18 protein-coding genes are annotated in these 17,692 nt (G+C 61.4%); 8 read left to right on the top strand and 10 right to left on the bottom strand.

The features are described 5' to 3' along the window. Positions 1-76: 76 nt before the first annotated feature. Positions 77-2,344, bottom strand: coding sequence for a TonB-dependent siderophore receptor (locus RPMA_RS24575; protein WP_211910267.1), 2,268 nt, complete (start codon positions 2,342-2,344; stop codon positions 77-79). A 150-nt stretch (positions 2,345-2,494) separates the two neighbouring features. On the opposite strand from RPMA_RS24575, the gene RPMA_RS24580 reads away from it, so the two are divergent. Further along, entirely contained in the window at positions 2,495-3,151 is a 657-nt protein-coding gene (locus RPMA_RS24580) for a TetR/AcrR family transcriptional regulator (RefSeq protein ID WP_211910268.1), read from the top strand. 60 nt (positions 3,152-3,211) lie between these two features. Here the strand turns inward: RPMA_RS24580 and RPMA_RS24585 are convergent, their stop codons facing one another. Beyond that, entirely contained in the window at positions 3,212-5,275 is a 2,064-nt protein-coding gene (locus RPMA_RS24585; protein ID WP_211910269.1) for a prolyl oligopeptidase family serine peptidase, read from the bottom strand. A 63-nt stretch (positions 5,276-5,338) separates the two neighbouring features. Further along, complete coding sequence (locus RPMA_RS24590) at positions 5,339-5,947, bottom strand: TetR/AcrR family transcriptional regulator (RefSeq protein WP_211910270.1); 609 nt, start codon at positions 5,945-5,947, stop codon at positions 5,339-5,341. A 264-nt stretch (positions 5,948-6,211) separates the two neighbouring features. On the opposite strand from RPMA_RS24590, the gene RPMA_RS24595 reads away from it, so the two are divergent. The 3 genes from RPMA_RS24595 to RPMA_RS24605 are packed head-to-tail and all read left to right on the top strand — an operon-like array spanning position 6,212 to position 8,321. Beyond that, positions 6,212-7,087, top strand: a complete 876-nt coding sequence (locus tag RPMA_RS24595; RefSeq protein WP_211910271.1) for an amidohydrolase family protein — start codon at positions 6,212-6,214, stop codon at positions 7,085-7,087. Then, positions 7,084-7,935, top strand: a complete 852-nt coding sequence (locus RPMA_RS24600) for a hypothetical protein (protein ID WP_211910272.1) — start codon at positions 7,084-7,086, stop codon at positions 7,933-7,935. The genes RPMA_RS24595 and RPMA_RS24600 overlap by 4 nt, the downstream gene beginning before the upstream one ends. Then, a complete protein-coding gene (locus tag RPMA_RS24605; protein ID WP_211910273.1) occupies positions 7,830-8,321 on the top strand; it encodes an O-antigen ligase family protein in 492 nt (163 codons plus the stop codon). The genes RPMA_RS24600 and RPMA_RS24605 overlap by 106 nt, the downstream gene beginning before the upstream one ends. On the opposite strand, the gene RPMA_RS24610 is transcribed toward RPMA_RS24605, so the two are convergent. Beyond that, a complete protein-coding gene (locus RPMA_RS24610) occupies positions 8,305-9,009 on the bottom strand; it encodes an FkbM family methyltransferase (RefSeq protein WP_211910274.1) in 705 nt (234 codons plus the stop codon). The genes RPMA_RS24605 and RPMA_RS24610 overlap by 17 nt on opposite strands. A gap of 177 nt (positions 9,010-9,186) precedes the next feature. Between RPMA_RS24610 and RPMA_RS24615 the strand changes: the two genes are divergently transcribed. From RPMA_RS24615 to RPMA_RS24625, 3 genes are all read left to right on the top strand, one after another. Continuing rightward, entirely contained in the window at positions 9,187-9,687 is a 501-nt protein-coding gene (locus RPMA_RS24615; RefSeq protein WP_211910275.1) for a YbaK/EbsC family protein, read from the top strand. Between the two features lie 409 nt (positions 9,688-10,096). Next, on the top strand, positions 10,097-10,618 hold the full coding sequence (locus tag RPMA_RS24620; RefSeq protein ID WP_211910276.1) for a hypothetical protein: 522 nt from the start codon (positions 10,097-10,099) through the stop codon (positions 10,616-10,618). A 71-nt stretch (positions 10,619-10,689) separates the two neighbouring features. Further along, positions 10,690-11,463: a FadR/GntR family transcriptional regulator gene (locus tag RPMA_RS24625; protein ID WP_211910277.1), complete on the top strand. Its 774-nt coding sequence runs from the start codon at positions 10,690-10,692 to the stop codon at positions 11,461-11,463. A gap of 7 nt (positions 11,464-11,470) precedes the next feature. Here RPMA_RS24625 and RPMA_RS24630 read toward each other — a convergent pair whose 3' ends face one another. The 6 genes from RPMA_RS24630 to wrbA all read right to left on the bottom strand — a co-directional run bounded on the left by RPMA_RS24630 (position 11,471) and on the right by wrbA (position 16,530). Then, complete coding sequence (locus RPMA_RS24630; protein ID WP_211910278.1) at positions 11,471-12,763, bottom strand: TRAP transporter large permease; 1,293 nt, start codon at positions 12,761-12,763, stop codon at positions 11,471-11,473. A gap of 27 nt (positions 12,764-12,790) precedes the next feature. Beyond that, positions 12,791-13,276 (bottom strand): TRAP transporter small permease, encoded by a 486-nt coding sequence (locus RPMA_RS24635; protein ID WP_249225385.1) that lies wholly within the window; start codon positions 13,274-13,276, stop codon positions 12,791-12,793. Between the two features lie 164 nt (positions 13,277-13,440). Continuing rightward, positions 13,441-14,445 carry a TRAP transporter substrate-binding protein gene (locus RPMA_RS24640; protein ID WP_211910280.1) on the bottom strand — a complete coding sequence of 335 codons (1,005 nt, stop codon included), beginning with the start codon at positions 14,443-14,445 and terminating at the stop codon, positions 13,441-13,443. Positions 14,446-14,764: 319 nt separating this feature from the next. Further along, complete coding sequence (locus RPMA_RS24645) at positions 14,765-15,334, bottom strand: DUF2478 domain-containing protein (protein WP_211910281.1); 570 nt, start codon at positions 15,332-15,334, stop codon at positions 14,765-14,767. Between the two features lie 120 nt (positions 15,335-15,454). After that, on the bottom strand, positions 15,455-15,823 hold the full coding sequence (locus RPMA_RS24650; protein ID WP_211910282.1) for a winged helix-turn-helix domain-containing protein: 369 nt from the start codon (positions 15,821-15,823) through the stop codon (positions 15,455-15,457). 107 nt (positions 15,824-15,930) lie between these two features. Next, positions 15,931-16,530, bottom strand: coding sequence for an NAD(P)H:quinone oxidoreductase (wrbA, locus tag RPMA_RS24655; RefSeq protein WP_211910283.1), 600 nt, complete (start codon positions 16,528-16,530; stop codon positions 15,931-15,933). Between the two features lie 147 nt (positions 16,531-16,677). Between wrbA and RPMA_RS24660 the strand changes: the two genes are divergently transcribed. Continuing rightward, on the top strand, positions 16,678-17,598 hold the full coding sequence (locus tag RPMA_RS24660) for a LysR family transcriptional regulator (protein WP_211910284.1): 921 nt from the start codon (positions 16,678-16,680) through the stop codon (positions 17,596-17,598). Positions 17,599-17,692: the final 94 nt, after the last annotated feature.

Raw genomic sequence — 17,692 nt, forward strand, 5'->3', positions numbered from 1 at the left:
GCGACAGATGAGATTACTGGGTCACCCGGACGAGCCGGGTGACGACAAGTGACGTGGGTGGATAGGCAGCGCTTCATCACCACCGATACCGCAGCCCCGCCAGCACCGTGCGGCGGTTGGCGTATTGGCAATAGAAGCCCGACGAGCAGCTCGAATAATATTCCTTGTCGAACAGGTTGTTGACGTTCAGCGTCAGTGCCGCGCCGTTCAGGCTGCGGGTGAGATGGCCGAGTTCGTATTTCAGCGCCAGATCCGCCACAGTGTAGGCCGCCGTGCGCAGCGTGTTGTAATCATCACCGAACGTCGCGCCGACATGGCGGACACCGGCGCCGAGCGTGAGCCCCGTCACTGGGCCGGTGCGGAAGGTGTAGTTGGCCCAGAGCGAGCCGTAGAAATCCGGCACCGCCTGCGGACGCATGCCGAGCAGAAGCGCATCGGTGGATTTTGTCACGCGCGTATCGAGGAAGGTGAGCGCGCCGACGAGTTCGAGGCTGTCGGTAACATTGCCACGTGCTTCCAGTTCGACGCCGGTGGAACGCACCTCACCCTGCTGCACGAAGAAGCCCGGGGTGGCTGACGGCGACTGCACGTTCTGCTGGCGGATATCGAACACCGCGGCGGTGAGCAGGATCGGCAGGAAGGTCGGCTGATATTTGACGCCGGCTTCATACTGCTCCCCCGTGGTCGGCACGAAAGGCAGGCCATTGGCACTGACGCCCGTCACCGGCTCGAACGAGGTCGCATAGCTCACATAGGGCGCAACGCCATTATCGAAGCGATACAGCAATCCAGCGCGATAGGTCGTCTTGGCGTCGGACTGGCTGGAGCGCGAACCGGCGATACGGTTGTCGGTTGTCTGGTCGGCCCAGTCGTGGCGCACACCGAGCGTAGCGCGCCAGCCGCCGAGGCTGATCTGGTCCTGCGCATAGATTCCGGCTTGCGACAGCGTCTGGCCGTTGTTGAAGAAGGTCGCGAAGGGGCCGACCGGCTGGCCGTAGACGGGATTGACCACGTCGAGCGCGGTGGCGCCGCCGATCTGGTAGATCCAGTTGCTGCGCGTCTCCTGATAATCGACGCCGGTGACGAGCTTGTGCTGGAGGGCACCGGTGCCGAAATCGAATTGCAAGCGGTTGTCTGCAGCGAGGTTATCGACATCCTCGAGCGAACGGATGCCCCAGCGCGGCAGCTGGCCGGTGGGGGTGATCGCCGCATTCATCTGCAGCGACTGGAAATCGGTCTGCACATGGCCGTAGCGCAGGGCCGAATACAGGCTGACCACGTCATTGAGGCGTTTGTCGAACTGGTAGCCGACGCCATATTGCTCGCGCTTGAAGTGATCGAAATTGGGATCGCCGACATTGAGCTTCGAGTTTAGGTACGGCCGATACTGCGCAGGTGCGAGCGACTTTGCGTAGATCGAGTTGAAATAGCCGCCCTGCGGATCGTTCTGATAGTAGCTCTGGATCGTCAGGCGCGTGTCCATGTCCGGCGCCCAGGTGATGGCCGGCGCAACCGCAACGCGCTGCTCATCGACACCGTCATAGCGCGTACCGGATTGGCGGCCGATGGCGGTGAGGCTGTAGAGCCAGTGGCCTTCCTTATCGAGCTTACCCTGACTGGTGAGTCCCGCCTGGATGCGGCCATAGGTGCCGCCCTCGACACGGAATTCATTGAAGGGCGTGGCGCTCGGCATGCGGCTGATCATGTTGACGAGGCCGCCGGGGCTGCTCTGGCCATAGAGCATGGCCGAAGGGCCCTTCAGCACGTCGACGCGATCGAGCAGGAAGGGATCGATGGACGCAACGGCAAAGGCCTGGCCGCGCGGCAGCTTCAGCCCATCGAGATAGCTGACATAGCTCGTGGTCAGACCAAACGAGCCGAAGCCACGCATGAAGATCGAGTCGTAGCGCGCATTGGTGTCGGCATCGGAGATCACGCCAGCGGTGTAGCGCAGTGCATTGCCGACGGTCTGGACATTCTGGTCGTCCATCTGCCGGCGGGTCACGGTGGAGATCGACTGCGCGGTTTCCAGCACCGGCGTGTCGGTCTTGGTGGCCGTACCCGACGACTTGTCGAGATAGCGATCGGAGGTGTTGGAGGCGCTGACGGGCTGCACGGCCGGCGCAGCCGCGCCTGGCGCGCGGGCCGACACGCGCGGCGCACCACGCTGAGCCGTACGGCGTGCGGCAGCAGGCCGAGCGACGCGACGGTCGGGCGAGTGCACGGTGACCGCGGGAAGCGCCACCGATGGATCGCGCACGGTCTGCGCGGACGCCTCCGGCGGTGTGCCCATCAGCGCCGCGGCAACGGCCGCTCCGACGATGATCCTATGCTCGCTTCCCATTCCCGCTTCCCCGTGTCCCCGATCTCGAATGGGGGCGACGAATAAACGGGACGGGACCGTCCTGTCCAGATAGATTGCCAAAGGAACGCAAATCTGAGATTGGAATTACTCGAAACACCCGCTTACCGCCCGCACCCGCGAAAGACGTGAATGCCGACAGCAACGCCCCCATCCAAAGGCGGACGCCCGCGCAAGAGCGACGTGGAGGCAAAGTCGCTCCACATCATCGAGACAGCGTCACGGCTGTTTGCGCAACAGGGTTTTGCGGCGACCTCGGTGGAGCAGGTCGTGACCGCCTGTGGCGTCGGCAAAGACACGGTGTATCGGCGCTATCCATCCAAGCTCGCGCTGTTCGAGGGCGTGGTGGCGCATGCGCGCGTGCAGACCGAAGCGCATTTCCAGACCGCTATGGCTGAAGCCACCGGCGATGTGATGCAGCAACTTCGCGCCGCCGCGCGCTGGCTGTTGGAGGTCAATCTCGATCCGACCTTGATCGCCTTCAAGCGTATCGCGTTCAGCGAGGCGCTGGTGGTGGGGCAATCCGCGGCGAACCGCACTGTTGATCCGATCATGGACCGACTCTTCGCATTGCTGCGTGCGGCGCAGGAGGCGGGCGAGATCGGCCCCGGCGATGTGTCGTTTCTCGCGACGCATCTGATCAACAGCATCGCCGTCGGCCCGATGATCACGGCGATGCTTGGCAGCACGACCTACGCGTCGAGCGAAGCGCAGGATGCGTATTTCGAGAAAGCGTGGCGATTGTTTATCGACGGGGCGCGCGGCGTAGGGCGGATGAGCGAAGCGTAATCCGCCGGCCGATGTCATTGTTGAAACTCCGCGGCGGATGACGGCTTCGCCTTATCCGCCCTACGGCTGCTTCACTTGCAACCCCGTCCAATGCGCGATGAAGGCCCATTGATCGGCGGTCTCCTCGATCACCTTGTCGGTAGGCTTGCCTTGACCGTGGCCGGCGCGCGTTTCGACGCGGAGGAGATGCGGTCTGTCGCCGATATCAGCCGCTTGTAGTGCCGCCGCATATTTGAAGCTGTGGCCGGGGATGACGCGATCATCCGTATCCGCTGTGGTGACGAGGATCGCGGGGTAGCCCTTGCCTGGCGCCACATTGTGATAGGGCGAGTAGCTCCGCAGCGCATGGAAATGCGGCTCCTGCCGCGGATCGCCGAAATCCTCCATCCACATTTTGCCGCCGGTGAACAGCGGAAAGCGCAGCATGTCCATGACCCCGACACCGGGGAGTGCTGCGGCGAACAGATCCGGGCGTTGATTGACGACGGCGCCCATCAGGAGGCCGCCATTGGATTCGCCCTGGATCGCGAGTCCATCCGGCGGCGTAATTCCTTCCGCCTTCAGATATTCGCCCGCCGCGATGAAATCATCGAACGCATTCTGCCGGTTCGCGAAGCGGCCGGCATCGTGCCACGGTTTTCCATACTCGCCGCCACCGCGGATATTGGCGACGACGGAGACACCGCCCTGCTCCACCCACGCCATCTGCGTCGGCGCATAGAACGGAATCATGCTGATGCCGAAACCACCATAGGCATAGAGCAGCGTCGGCGCCGGACCGGTGACGTCCTTGCGGCGGATGATGAAGAGCGGGATGCGCGTGCCGTCCTTCGATGAATAGAAGCGTTGTTCGACGCTGATGCGATCGAGATCGATGCCCGCGTCGGGCGTGGCCCAGACATAGGTGGTATCGTCTGCAACGTCGTAGCGATAGATCGTGGTCGGGATGTTGTAGCTGGTGAAGACAAAGAAGACTTCATCGCTATCCTGCTCGCCGCGAAAGCCGCCGACTGTGCCGATGCCCGGCAAATCGATGGTGCCTTCGAACGCGCCGTCGAGAGCATAACGGCGCATCTCGGCTTTTGCATCGACGAGATAGGTCGCCAGCAGCTTGCCGCCGAGCAGCGCTGCGTAACCCAGCGTCGCGTCCTGCTCAGGCACGACGTCTTCGAACACCAGAACATGCTGCGCGAGATCGGCTGACACGATCTTCTTGCGCTCGGCGCCTTTGTTGGTGCCGATGAAGAGCTTGGTGCCGACGTTACCATAGATCATCCAGTCGGAATCGATCTCCGTGATCAATTGGCGCGGCGTCCAGTCCGGGTTGTCGAGATCGATGACCGCCAGTGCATTGGCGCCAGGCCCCGGCGTGGACATGAGAACGAGATAGCGACCGTCATCGGTGACATAGCCGATATTGATCAGATGCGGCTTGTCCGGCGTCGCATAGACCAGGCGGTCCTCGGCCTGCGATGTGCCGAGCGCATGATAATAAACGGCATGGTTCTGTACGCTGGCTTGTGATGTTTCGCTTTCCGCTGGGTCGGGATAGCGCGAATAGAAGAAGCCGCTGTTATCCCTGGTCCAGGCGATGGTCATGAAGCGTGCGCGCGTCACTTCGTCGGTGAGGTTTTCGCGTGCATTGACGTCAAACACCTTGATCGTTCGCCAGTCGGTGCCAGCCTCCTGAATTGTGAAAGCGATCAGCGAACCATCATCCGAAATCGCCCATTCGCCCATGGCCGTCGTGCCGTCTGCGGACCAATCATTGGGATCGATCAACACGCGCTGCGGTCCTTCAAGGCCGTTGCGCATCACCAACACTGGCTGGTTCTGCTGGCCAGTCTGGCGGGTGTAGAAATAGCGGCCGCCACGCACCCATGGCGGGCTGACACGCTCATGATCGAACAGTTTTTGCAGGCGCGCCTTGAAGATGTCGCGGCCGGGCAAGGTCGCGAGGTAGTTTCGCGTGACCTCGTTCTGCGCTTGAACCCATGCCGCGACTTCCGCGTCGTTGCGAACATCCTCTTCCAGCCAGCGATAGGGATCGGCGACCTGTTGGCCGAAATGATCCTCGACAAGATCGAGGCTGCGGGTCTTTGGATACGCGAATGCTGATGCCATCGGGAGGGACTCCGTTGGTTGACGAGAACAGATGAGATCGATGTGCGTGCCAGGGATGCCGCGCTAGACGGGATCACAGATCGGCAAGGTGCTTGCGGTTCGTATCGCTTCCGCCATGCGGTCGATGACTTCAGGCAGTGTGAATGCGCGACGATCGGTAATGGCAGCTGTTGCGATGTCTTCATCAACGATCCGCAGTGCCGTCATCACGGCAGCGCCGCACAGGCGGACGTCGAAATCCGTGGCCGATCGCCTCGTGCGTCGCGCCACCACCTCGACAATCGTCTCTTCCGCAGCGTGGCAGGACATCAGCCAGGCCGAGCGCAAGGCCGGTTCCTTCGGCAGCAACGCCACAAGGCGAACGGCGAGAATGTCGTCAGCAATCTCGCGCGGGGTCTGGTCCTGCGGGCGAACCACCGCATGCAGATAGGCTTCGATGGAGATATCGAGCGGCCATTCGCTGAGCTGGCTGGCAAAGCGCAGGGATGAGACGGCGAACAGCGGTTCCACGGCACTCTCCTTCGAACGGAAGTATCGCCAGACGGTGCGTTTCGAGAGACCGGCCGCCGCCGCGATGTCATCGCCACTCGTTGCCGCGACGCCGCGTTCCAGGAAAAGCTCGGCGGCATGGCGGGAGACTGTCAAACGCGGGTCTTCGCGGTGGGAGGGCATGACGGATACTCGTTTTGTCACTTAGTGACAAGAACATATGTCACTAAGTGACAGAGATCAACCCGGTGATTGTGTCGCAGGCGCATCTCTCGTCGCCCGGCTCGACGGGGCAATCCAGTACACACCGCTGCCCCCACTTACTGGATGGCCTGATCAAGTCGGGCGACGACAGGGAGTGCGTTGATCCTCGGCTTCCTTTGCCCTTGCCGCTTTGCTAATTGACCGGTCAACCAGAACGACAAAAATTTCAGGAAACGCACGGCCATGAAGCTGCTCAATCCGGACGACCTCGTCGCCATCGACATCCATACCCATGCAGAGGAACCTTGCGGTTGCCACGCGGATGACGGCTATGACGATTTCCAGGCGCGGATGGCGGAATATTTCAAGTCTCCGCACAAGCATCCGCCAACCGTCGAGGAAACCGCTGCCTATTACCGCGCGAAGAAGATCGCCGCGGTGATCTTCCCCGTCGATGCCGAGCGTGAGACCGGCTTCCGGCGCTACAACAATTACGAGATGCTGGAGATCGCCCAGCAAAATGCCGACGTGCTAATCCCGTTCGCCTCGATCGATCCGCACAAGGGCAAGCTCGGCGTGCGCGAGGCACGCAAACTGATCTCCGAATACGGCGTAAAGGGATTCAAATTCCACCCGACCATGCAGGGCTTTTACGCCAACGACCGCATGGCCTACCCGCTCTATGAGGCGATCCAGGAAGGCGGCGCTATCGCACTATTCCATACCGGACAAACCGGCGTGGGCTCCGGCATGCCAGGCGGCATGGGGATGCGGCTGAAATATTCCAACCCGATGTATATGGACGATGTTGCTGTCGATTTCCCGGACATGAAAATCATTCTCGCGCACCCTTCCTTCCCGTGGCAGGAAGAGGCACTGTCGGTCGCGACCCATAAGCCCAACGTGTATATCGACCTCTCGGGCTGGTCGCCGAAATATTTTCCGCCTATCCTCGTGCGCTATATCAATTCCATCCTGCAAGATAAGATGCTGTTCGGCTCCGACTGGCCGGTCATCATGCCGGACCGCTGGATGGCCGACTTCGCCAAGCTCGACATTCGCGACGAGATCAGGCCGAAGGTCCTGAAGAACAACGCACGGAAGCTCTTGGGTATATGACGAAAGCCGATCTGCACGAGAAGCTCGCTGCCTCCCGGCAGATCGCCGCTATCGCCACCGCCTTTTTCCTCCCGTTCTCGACCAGCGGGCAGGCCATTTCGGTCTCTATTTTTGCGGTATTGGCACTGCTGACGCTGGATCGCGATCGGTTCACGGCAACGATGCGCCTGCCGGCAGCATGGCTGCCGACAGCGCTGTTTGCGCTAATCCTGATCGGCGTATCGTGGTCGATGTTGCCATTCACTGGCGCGATCAAGTGGATTGGCCCCTACGGCAAGCTTCTGCTGATCCCGCTGCTGCTGGCAACGGCGATATCCCCAAAACAGGCGCTGCAGATAGGTTACGGGTTTCTTGCGGCGTGCCTGATGGTCCTGACGCTGTCCTATGCGTCGCTGCTCTGGCCGACAGGCCCCTGGAGCTCGTTCCGATCAGTGGGCATTCCGTTCAAGGACAACGCAGTCCAGAGCGAGTGCTTCGCGATCTGTGCGCTCGGGGTCGCCCTGGGTGCGCTACATGTTTGGTCCGAGGGGAATCGGAAGCGTGCCGTTGCGCTGGGCCTGCTAGCTCTGCTGTTCTTCGCCAACATATTTCTGATCTATGTGTCAAAGACCGGCATGCTCGTCGGTTTCGTGATGGTGGCGCTTCTCATTATCCACATCGGTGGATGGCGAACCGCATTCATCGTCGGAATTCCTATCGCACTGATTGTTGTGGGCACACTCGCTATATCCCGGGCGCGAAAATGCGGCTCAAGGAGATCACAACAGACATTAGCGCCGGCATCAAAACTGAAAATATATCGACTGCAGCCCGCATCGATTTCTGGCGCAAGGCAGCGGAGTTCGTGAAGCAAGCGCCGGTGCTGGGTCATGGCACCGGCAGTATCCGGCCGCTCTATCAGAGCGTGGAGGCAGCTCGGCCGTCACCAATTGGTGAGGCAGTCGCTGATCCGCACAATCAGTTCCTGCACACCACGCTGCAGGTCGGCCTGATTGGCGGCATTATCCTGCTGGCCATGTGGTTTTTTCATTTCAAAATGTTCGTTCGCCGCAACTTTGCCAGCACCATGGGTCTTGGCATCGTGATGCTGACGATCCTCGGCTCACTGTTCAACAGCCATATCTCGCAAGTCACCCAGGGCATGCTGTATTGCCTCGGCGTCGGCATGCTCGGTTCAGTCCTGCTGAATGCCAGGCCAGACGATCAGCATCTCGCGACTAAATCACCGGCCTGAAGATGAAATTGTTGCAGTAGTCGGGCGCGTTCCAGAACTCCGGGCGATTAGAAGCCTGATGCAGTGCCGGATCGAAGCGTGAGACCGGCTGCGTCTTGCCGCGCATCACGAATTCCCCGCGGTAGCCCCGGCTCTCGAGATAGGTGAAGCAATCGGCGACCGCCCCCTCGCGGCAATGACGTTGCTCGCACTCGAAAACGAGCACTGGCCTGCTTTCGCGCAAAATCCGCTCGGCGCCCTTGAAGACGTCGAGTTCTGCGCCTTCGACATCGATTTTCAGCAGCGAGATCTTGTCCGTCGGCGTGAAATAGTCGTCCAGTGCCACGACACGCACGGGCATAGTCGCCATCCCTTCGCTCGGGACCAGACTTGCACCGGGCGAATTGGGTGTAGGAATGTAGAGATCGAGCGTGCCGGAGGTTGAGGAGACACCGGCGGTTTCGATCACGACATTGTTCAACGACAGCGCGGTGCGGGCCTTGTTGAGATAATCCGCAAGGCCCGGCTGTGGCTCGAACGCAACCACACGTCCTGCCCACTTCGCCATCCAGTAGAGATAGCTGCCTTTGTTGGCGCCGATATCGCAGACGAGGTCGCGCGATGTGACGTGGCTGCGGATCGCGGCCAGTTCGGCGCGCTGATCGCGGTATCGCGTCTTGTATGCTCGCCAGAGAAAACGTGCCTTCATGCCAATATCTCGTAATCCCAATGAATTCCGTGGCGCCCCGAAGGAGCTCCATCACTCTGGAAACGCATATAGGAAACGCCTCCCTTCTGGTAGCTGATGAACACCGCTCCTATCCGGAATCGCTTCCATTTCGCAGCGGGATGTGGGACGGCGTCGTATCGCATCCCAAGGTCTGCCATGTCGCTCGAATCCGTCCGTGCCTTCCTCGCCGCCAAAGCCCCCGATCTGACCGTCACCGTCACTGACAAGAGTTCGGCCACTGTCGCCCTCGCCGCTGAGGCGCTGGGTGTGGAACCCGGGCAGATCGCCAAGACATTGTCGGTGCGCGCTGGCGATAGGGTGGTGCTCGTGGTGACCAAGGGGACAGCGCGGCTGGACAACAAGAAGGCGCGCGAGGCGCTGGGAGCCAAGCCGCGCATGCTGGGGGCCGAGGAAGTTGTGGCCCTGACGGGGCATCCCGTCGGCGGCGTGTGCCCGTTCGGCCTGGCGACGCCGCTGCAGGTCTATTGCGATGTGTCCCTGAAGGAATACGCCGAGGTCTGGCCGGCGGCAGGCTCGACCAACAGCTCGGTCCGCGTTACCCCTGACCGGATGGCCTCGCTGACCAACGCGACCTGGGTCGATGTCGCGCAGGAGCCGATGGCAGTGACGGACGCGGCCTCTGCCGCACCCGAATAGCGCGAGAATAATCGACCACCCCGTCCTAACGAAGGAGCACAATCCATCTGCTCAATGGCGGCAGCGCAGCGCCCGCATTGCTATTTTTCTGCCCCCTCGACTTCACGCAAGCGGACGACGATTTTTCGGTCATGGCGGCACGAAACAGGCCGTGAACCGGAATTCCATCATGCGTAAGACTCCCCCCTCTTCGACCACGCAGACGCCGCGAACCTGGAAAATCCTCAGCGCCATGATCGCCGCGGCCGCCGTAGGCCTCAGCACGGCTGGCGTCTGAGCCCAGCCCCTGCGTCCACCTCGTTCCGGGGTTGGGCCGTCCACCCGAGCGCCTGCCGTTATCCAATTATTGAAGGTATTTAGCTAAACTCCCACCCCGGTCGCGTTTGTTTGGCGACCTGGGGGAAATGCAATGCGGCTGTTGCCGATCAGCGATGCCGACCGCAGCTGGAGCTCGCTGAAAGGGCAGTGGCGCAAGGCTGCCGAAGCCATCGAGGAAGACTTCTCGACCTATGTGATCGGCACCTTTGCGGCGCTGGACCCGCTCGTGCAAAGCGGCAAAGGCGGACTATACGGCCTCTATGAGGGAACCGTCCCGCAGGCATTCTGCCAGGTCAACAAACTGCTGATGCCCAAATTCGAAGGGCCCGTGCTGCGGGCCCGGTTCATGACCGTATCACCGGCCTATGACCTGGGATCCGCGAGCGCGGAGAAGTATGGTCAGCTGCTCGTCGAGCTGTTCTCCGGCATGGTCTGGCTGTCCCGCAATGCGCTTTCCGCCAGCCACGTGCTGTTTCATCTGCGCAGTCCCGCCGACGCTCACTTTCTCGCTCCGCTGCAGACGCCAGTACCAAGCTCGCCCTTTCAGCGTTTCGCCATCCATGGGGCTTGGGTCGAGTGCGACCTTAAGCTTCCCGAGCTCGAAGACGCATAATTCGACTGTCGCGATCTGCCGCGATCCGTCAGCTTGCGCGCCCCGCGTCGCGATGCTAGCCCACTTGTACGATGATCGGACAACAAAAACGTAAATCGCGCGACGGATCACCCGGCAAGACTTTGCTGCGTCCGCTCAATCCGATACGCCGTCGGACCGAAGAGGTGGTCGAGCGCATTGCAGCGCAGATTGCCGACGGAGATCTCCGCGCCGGCGCGCGACTGCCCACCGAGCAGGCCATGATGACCGCCATGGGCGTTAGCCGAACGGTGGTCCGCGAAGCGATCTCGGCATTGCGCGCCCAAGGCCTCGTTACTACGAGACAGGGAGCCGGCGCATTCGTCAACAACGAACCCGGCCAGCAGCCTTATGCCATCGATCCCGAAGGGCTCGGCTCACTCGGCAGCGTGATCGAGATCCTTGAACTCCGCACCGCGGTCGAAATCGAAGCCGCCGCCATCGCCAGTGAACGCGCGACAGCCGCGCAGATAAAGGCCATCGCAAAAGCTGCTCACATCTTCCGCCGAGCCATCGCCAGCGGCGACCGGGCCATCAAGGAGGATTTCGATTTTCATTTCGCGATCGCCGTCGGCACACGGAATTCGCGTTTTGTCGGCTTCCTCGAATTTCTTGGCGGCGTGATCATTCCGCGCCAGACCATCCGCACCTTTGATGGCAAGGAAGACCTCCAGACACGCTATCTGCAGAGCATCGAGAGAGAACATCAGATGATCGTGGATGCCATCAGCGAGCGTTCGCCGCGCAAAGCCCGCGAAGCGATGCGCCGGCATCTGGTGAATGGCAAGGCACGCTATAAGCAACTCGCGACGGAAGCCGCCAGATAGGCCGGATCTATCTGAAGCCAAAGGCGTGTGGCAGTGCCATCGAGAACCAGGGCACATAGGTCACCAGCATCAGCACGGCGAACATGACCCAGTAGAACGGCCATATCCCGCGCATCACTTCGTCCACCGATACCTTGCCGATGGCACAGCCGACGAATAGCGTCGTCCCGACAGGCGGCGTCAACAGCCCGATGCCGAGATTGAGCAACATCACGATGCCGAAATGCACGGGATCGATGCCAAAATTCTTTACGACCGGCAGCAGGATCGGCGTACAGATCAGGAGCAACGGCGCCAGATCGAGCGCCGTTCCCAGGATCAGCAGCATGATGTTGAGCCACATCAGCAGCACGTATTTGTTCGACGAGATGGCGACGAAGAACTCGGTCATATGCATCGGCATCTGCATCATCGCCGCCACATAGCCGAAGCATGATGCCGTCGCGACCAGCGTGAGCACCATCGCCACGGTCTGCAGCGTGCGATAGGTCAGCATCGGAAGTTCCGACCATTTATAGTCGCGATAGATGAACATGGTGACGAAGAACGCCCATACGCAGGCGACGGCACCGGCCTCGATCGGCGTGAAGATGCCCGTCAGAATGCCGCCAAGCACGATCACCAGCGTGACGATGCCCCAGGTGGCATCGCCCAGCATCTTGAGCGCCTGCTTCATCGGCACGGGCTCGCCCTTGGGGTGCCCGTCGCGGTAGGCGACATATAGACACAGCAGCATGATTGCGAAACCAAGGAGCAGACCGGGGACAATACCGGCCAGAAACAGGCTGGTGATCGACACGACACCACCCGTTGCCAGCGAATAGATCACGGCATTGTGGCTCGGCGGGACGAGGATCGCCTGCACCGACGCGGAGATCGTGACATTGGTCGCGAACACACGCGGATAGCCCTTCTCGGCCATCTGCGGGATCATCACCGAACCGATCGCCGACGTATCCGCCACCGATGATCCGGAGATGCCGGACATGATCGTCGTCGCGAGGATATTCACCTGGGAGAGGCCACCGCGAATGCGCGTAAAGCCGATCACCACGGCGGCAAAATCCACCAGGCGTCGCGCCATACCGCCTTCAGCCATGATGGCGCCGGCCAGGACAAAGAAAGGCACTGTCAGCATCGACACCTTGCCGACGCCGCTGGAGAGCTGCTGCATGACCGCGGCCACCGGAAGATCGATCCACAGCGCACCGACCAGCGCGGACAGCGCCAGCGCAAAGGCGATCGGCATGCCGATGGCGAAGAACAGACACATGCTGAGCAGGAGAACGGCGATGTCCATGTCTGATTTCTTTGTTGGGAATGGGCGCTAGTCGAGCGGCACGTGGGCATCACTGCCATCTTGTGGCGGTGGGCCGATGGTGAGTCGCTCGATGACGAACAGGAACATCATCGCTCCTGACACCGGGATCGGCAGGTAAGTGATGCCGACCGAGAGCCAGGGAAATTCATCCACCGAGTTGCCCCAGGTGGTCAGCACCAGCTTCATGCCCCAGATCACCATGAACAGCGCGACTGCGGCCATCAGCAATTCGCTGATGAAAGCTGCGACCAGACGGGCGCGCGGCGGGAGCAGATTGGTCCCCACCGTCATGTTCATGTGGATGCGCTGGCGATAACAATTCGCCGCACCGATAAACGTCACCGCAATGGTCAACAGCACGGCCAGCGGCTCCGGCCATGACGCCGCACTGTTGAGAATGTAGCGGGTGTAAACCGCCCACGGGATGATCGCCGAGATCAGCACCAGCGCAACGCAGGAGAGGACGGCGCCGGTCCAGTACAATGCATTCATGGCGCTCCGGAATGCGGCTCCCGCAGGGCCTCCGGAGCCGACGACTGTTTTGGGAACGGCTGCTTTCGAAACGGCTTCGGACATTTCACCTCGGACAAATACGGGCGGAGCAATGAAACGCTACGACGAAGCAGCCGAGCCACCTCGTCGTGCGTGTCCCTGGACTAGCTCACCGCTGCAATCCGTTTGGTCATTTCGGCATATTTCGCGCCATATTTGTCCCAAACCGGCTTCACCGCGTCGCGGAACGGCTGCTTATCGACCGATGTCACCACATCGGTGCCGACTTCCTTCATCTTATCGAGCGCCTTCGCCTCCGCCTCATACCAGAGCACGCGCTGTTCGAGCTGTGCCTCACGCCCAACCTTCTTCAACAGCGCCTGATCATCCGGCGTCAGCTTGGCCCATGACGCCTTCGAGAAGACCAGAAGCTCCGGAATGATGAGATGCTCGGTCATCGACAGATACTTCGCGACCTGAAAGTGATTCTGCGCCACGAAGGACGGCAGGTTGTTCTCGGCACCATCAACGACGCCAGTCTGCATGGCACTGAACACCTGATCGAAGCCCATGGCGACACCATTGCCGCCCAGCGCATTCATGGTGTCGATGAACAGCGGATTGCCGATCATGCGGATCTTGAGACCCTTGAGGTCGGCGAGCGACTTGATCGGCCGTTTGCTGTTGTAGATGTTACGCGAACCGGCATTCATCCAGCCGAGCGCAACGAGATTGGTCTTCTCGTTGGCCGTGATCTTGTTCAGGAGTTCATTGCCGATCTCGCCATCAAGCACGGCTTCCATGTGCTTGGAATCGCGGAACACGAAGGGCATGTTGAAGACGTTGACGTCATCGACGACCGGGCCCACGGCGCCGACCGAGATACGCGCGATCTGCAGCGCGCCGACCTGTGCCTGCTCGATGGCTTCCTTCTCGCCGCCGAGCTGCATCGAGGGAAACATCTGGATGCTGAGCCGGCCACTGGTCGCCGCTTCAAGCTTCTTGCCCATGCGGACCACGGCTTCCACCGTGGGATAGCCGAGCGGATGAACGTCGGATGCCTTGAGCACCATCTTGCTCTGCGCAAGCGCAGGCACCACGCGTCCGAGCCCCGCAGTGCCAGCAGCAATCGCGGCCAAGCCGGCTTTGACGACTTCTCGTCTGTTCATAGACGAAATCCTCCCTGTGATTTCCCGATAGCCGGCATTTGCGCCGTTGTTTTTGGTCGCCTCGCTTTCGAGGTCGGTCTTGTCGCTCAACTCGCCGGCGCAAGGCCGGAAAGTTGTACGATGACCTGACATCTAGCATTCAGATTGAAGTGCGACAAGCGGACACATGCAAGCGCAGGTCGCACGAAAGTGCAATGCGCGTGCGCTGCGAAGGGAGGGGAAATCGTAGGGTGGGCAAAGCGCAGCGTGCCCACCATCGCGGGCACTGCAAGGGATGGATGGTGGGCACGCTACGCTTTGCCCACCTACAATTCGGGACTTACTTCACCGCTGCGCAAAACGTCTGCTGCACCGGCTCCGGCACCACGCCGCCGCCATTGCTGGAGACTTTCAGCCACCACGCGTCCAGCGCGTCGCGCGAACAGGGCAATCGCACGCTCATGCCGCCGGCAAAGGCGATCCATTCGTCGAAACGGTGAGCGGGGACCGCGATCACCACGGGGATATCACCGGAGAGCGCACGCTCAATGAGGTAGGAGAGCCCCTTGCCTTCGCGTTCCTGCTTGCCGAAGCGATTGATGATGACGAGGTCAGCGCCGGCATCGATGGCGTCGGCGACGCGCATGCCGGCATCGAGCAATTGACCGACATCAAGCTTGCAGCCTTTGGCGCCCGGGCCGAGATCCTGGAACAACCGCACCTGCTCGCCGGAATGCAGCATCACCGCATTCAGCCGGGGCACATCCAGTTCGCGATGCCCGAGCTGAACGAGACCGACGGCACGTATCCCCTGACTGGCAAGGCCGGCCGAGAAATCGTGCAGCACGGTGTCGGGCTCCTGGTCCGTTTCATAGACCAGCGCGGCAAGATCGCATTGACTGTCGAACATCTGAACATCCTGCAGGGGCTTAGCGATCCTATTGCAGAACGGGGGCATTCAAAAGGCCGATTGCACCGCTACGGCGGTATATTTAGTCGGCTATAGCGACATATGTCACGGAAAGCTCTGCTAGCGCGCTTTTTTACCGATGTCCTTTTTCAGCGCCAGGAGCTGCTGGCGTGCCGCTGCTGCTGCGGCCTGCTCGATGGCGCGGTAGCGGCTGACGAGGCTTTCGCCGAATGGCGTGAGGATGGCCCCGCCGCCATTCTTGCCGCCGGTCTGCCGATCCACGGCGGCCTGGCCGCAGATGCGGTTGAGCTCGTCCACCAGATCCCAAGCGCGCTTGTAGGACATCTCCATGGCACGACCGGCCGCGGAGATCGAACCGGTGGCCTGGATGTTTTCGAGAAGCTGAATTTTGCCCGGCCCGATGCGTCCATCGGGATCGAGGTCGATGCGGATGCTGAGGGCTGGCCCGGGGCTGGCTGATTTGGACATGGCTCGACGTTACGTCCTGACCGCCGGGTAATCCAGTCCCCTCGACATGACATGCAAAAGGGCGGCGCTCTTGCGAACGCCGCCCTGCGCAGATCAAGTCTGAATGCTTAGCCGTGCAGTTTCTTCGCGGCTTCGGCGATCGCCTTGCCCTGATAGCGTGCGCCGGCGAGTTCGTTTTCGCTCGGCTGGCGGCTGCCGTCGCCGCCGGTGATGGTGGTGGCGCCATAGGGCGAACCGCCGGTGACTTCATCGAGCTTCATCTGGCCCTGGAAGCCGTAATTCAAGCCAACCACGGTGATGCCGAAATGCAGGAGGTTGGTGATGATGCTGAACAGCGTGGTTTCCTGGCCGCCATGCTGGGTTGCGGTCGATGTGAAGGCGCCGCCGACCTTGCCGTTCAGCGCACCCTTGGCCCACAGACCGCCGGCCTGATCGAGGAAGTTGGCCATCTGCGACGCCATGCGGCCGAACCGGGTGCCGGTGCCGACGATGATCGCATCGTAATTGGCGAGATCGTCGATGGTGGCGATCGGAGCTGCCTGATCGAGCTTGTAATAAGACGCCTTGGCGACGTCGGCCGGGACCAGTTCCGGCACGCGCTTGATGTCGACGGTGGCGCCGGTTTCGCGGGCGCCTTCGGCGACGGCATTGGCCATGGTTTCGATATGGCCATAGGCGGAATAGTAAAGAACGAGAACTTTGGTCATGGGAAATCTCCTGTGTGATCCCGAACCGTCATTGCGAGGCGCCGCTGTCCTCAAGGCGCCTCGCAATGGCGGCGGGTTGGCATCTAGATAAGCCCATCGTTTTGATACATAAATAGAAACGATTGAAACTCATCGTTTCTGGATTTGATGTCAAAACTCCCCGATTTCGAAGCCTTGGCCATTTTCGCCAAGGTCGTCGAGCTGCAGTCCTTCGCGGCCGCGGCGACCGAGCTCACTTTGTCCAAAGCCACGGTGTCCAAAGCCGTCAGCCGGCTCGAGGACCGCCTCGGCGCGCGGCTGTTCAACCGCACCTCGCGGCGGCTGGCGCTCACCGATGCCGGCCGTACGCTGGCGATCAAGGCTACGCAATTGCTGGCCGATGGCGAGGCGCTGGAGAACGAGGCGCTGGCGCAGTCATCGACGCCGCGCGGACTGGTGCGGCTGGCCGCGCCGATGACCTATGGCAAGAACACGATCGCCGCACTGCTGCCGGAATTTCTCGCGCGCTATCCCGATGTGTCCATCGAGCTTCATCTCAGCGACGCCATTGTGGATCTGATCGGCGACGGCTTTGACGCCGCCATCCGCATCGCGGCGCTCCCGGACTCGTCGCTGCTCGCGCGACGCCTGTGCCCGGTCACTCGCCATATCGTGGCAGCTCCGTCCTATCTCGCGCGCCATGGCCGCCCCCAACATCCATCCGAGCTCGCCGCTCACAAATGTCTCGGCTACGCCTATCTCTCGACACCCGGCGTCTGGCAATTCGCGCACGCGTCGGGCGAGCAGGTCAGCATTCGGCCGAATGGCCCGTTTTCCGTCAATAACGGCGAAGCGGCGCTGCCGGCGCTGATCGCCGGTCTCGGCATCGGCGCGCTGCCGGATTTCATCGTCGGCGACGCGATCGCGCGCGGTGAGCTCGAAACCGTTCTGGAGGATTGGTCGCAGACGCCGATCGGCATCTATCTCGTCACGCCGCCCGGTGGCCCGCGCCCTGCCCGCGTCGAGGTGTTGTTGGATTTTCTCGCGGAGAAAATCGCCGACGGCGGGAAGCGGGGAAGGAAAGGATAGTGCTTTCTTCTCCCTCTCCCGCCCTTGCGGGGGAGGGCCGGGGTGGGGGAAGCCCTACGGTGCGGCGCTTGTGGCTGCCCCCATCCGGCGCTGC

This window comes from Tardiphaga alba (assembly GCF_018279705.1).
In the GTDB taxonomy this organism is placed as follows: Bacteria; Pseudomonadota; Alphaproteobacteria; order Rhizobiales; family Xanthobacteraceae; genus Tardiphaga; species Tardiphaga alba.

What these genes read in the sequence shown, in the direction of transcription:
- RPMA_RS24585 (WP_211910269.1), bottom strand. Translation starts at nt 5,275, where the DNA reads ATGGCATCAGCATTCGCGTATCCAAAGACCCGCAGCCTCGATCTTGTC.
- RPMA_RS24595 (WP_211910271.1), top strand. Translation starts at nt 6,212, where the DNA reads ATGAAGCTGCTCAATCCGGACGACCTCGTCGCCATCGACATCCATACC.
- RPMA_RS24630 (WP_211910278.1), bottom strand. Translation starts at nt 12,763, where the DNA reads ATGGACATCGCCGTTCTCCTGCTCAGCATGTGTCTGTTCTTCGCCATC.
- RPMA_RS24640 (WP_211910280.1), bottom strand. Translation starts at nt 14,445, where the DNA reads ATGAACAGACGAGAAGTCGTCAAAGCCGGCTTGGCCGCGATTGCTGCT.
- RPMA_RS24660 (WP_211910284.1), top strand. Translation starts at nt 16,678, where the DNA reads ATGTCAAAACTCCCCGATTTCGAAGCCTTGGCCATTTTCGCCAAGGTC.
- RPMA_RS24635 (WP_249225385.1), bottom strand. Translation starts at nt 13,276, where the DNA reads ATGAATGCATTGTACTGGACCGGCGCCGTCCTCTCCTGCGTTGCGCTG.
- RPMA_RS24650 (WP_211910282.1), bottom strand. Translation starts at nt 15,823, where the DNA reads ATGTCCAAATCAGCCAGCCCCGGGCCAGCCCTCAGCATCCGCATCGAC.
- RPMA_RS24610 (WP_211910274.1), bottom strand. Translation starts at nt 9,009, where the DNA reads ATGAAGGCACGTTTTCTCTGGCGAGCATACAAGACGCGATACCGCGAT.
- RPMA_RS24590 (WP_211910270.1), bottom strand. Translation starts at nt 5,947, where the DNA reads ATGCCCTCCCACCGCGAAGACCCGCGTTTGACAGTCTCCCGCCATGCC.
- RPMA_RS24575 (WP_211910267.1), bottom strand. Translation starts at nt 2,344, where the DNA reads ATGGGAAGCGAGCATAGGATCATCGTCGGAGCGGCCGTTGCCGCGGCG.
- RPMA_RS24620 (WP_211910276.1), top strand. Translation starts at nt 10,097, where the DNA reads ATGCGGCTGTTGCCGATCAGCGATGCCGACCGCAGCTGGAGCTCGCTG.
- RPMA_RS24605 (WP_211910273.1), top strand. Translation starts at nt 7,830, where the DNA reads ATGCGGCTCAAGGAGATCACAACAGACATTAGCGCCGGCATCAAAACT.
- RPMA_RS24615 (WP_211910275.1), top strand. Translation starts at nt 9,187, where the DNA reads ATGTCGCTCGAATCCGTCCGTGCCTTCCTCGCCGCCAAAGCCCCCGAT.
- wrbA (WP_211910283.1), bottom strand. Translation starts at nt 16,530, where the DNA reads ATGACCAAAGTTCTCGTTCTTTACTATTCCGCCTATGGCCATATCGAA.
- RPMA_RS24580 (WP_211910268.1), top strand. Translation starts at nt 2,495, where the DNA reads ATGCCGACAGCAACGCCCCCATCCAAAGGCGGACGCCCGCGCAAGAGC.
- RPMA_RS24645 (WP_211910281.1), bottom strand. Translation starts at nt 15,334, where the DNA reads ATGTTCGACAGTCAATGCGATCTTGCCGCGCTGGTCTATGAAACGGAC.
- RPMA_RS24625 (WP_211910277.1), top strand. Translation starts at nt 10,690, where the DNA reads ATGATCGGACAACAAAAACGTAAATCGCGCGACGGATCACCCGGCAAG.
- RPMA_RS24600 (WP_211910272.1), top strand. Translation starts at nt 7,084, where the DNA reads ATGACGAAAGCCGATCTGCACGAGAAGCTCGCTGCCTCCCGGCAGATC.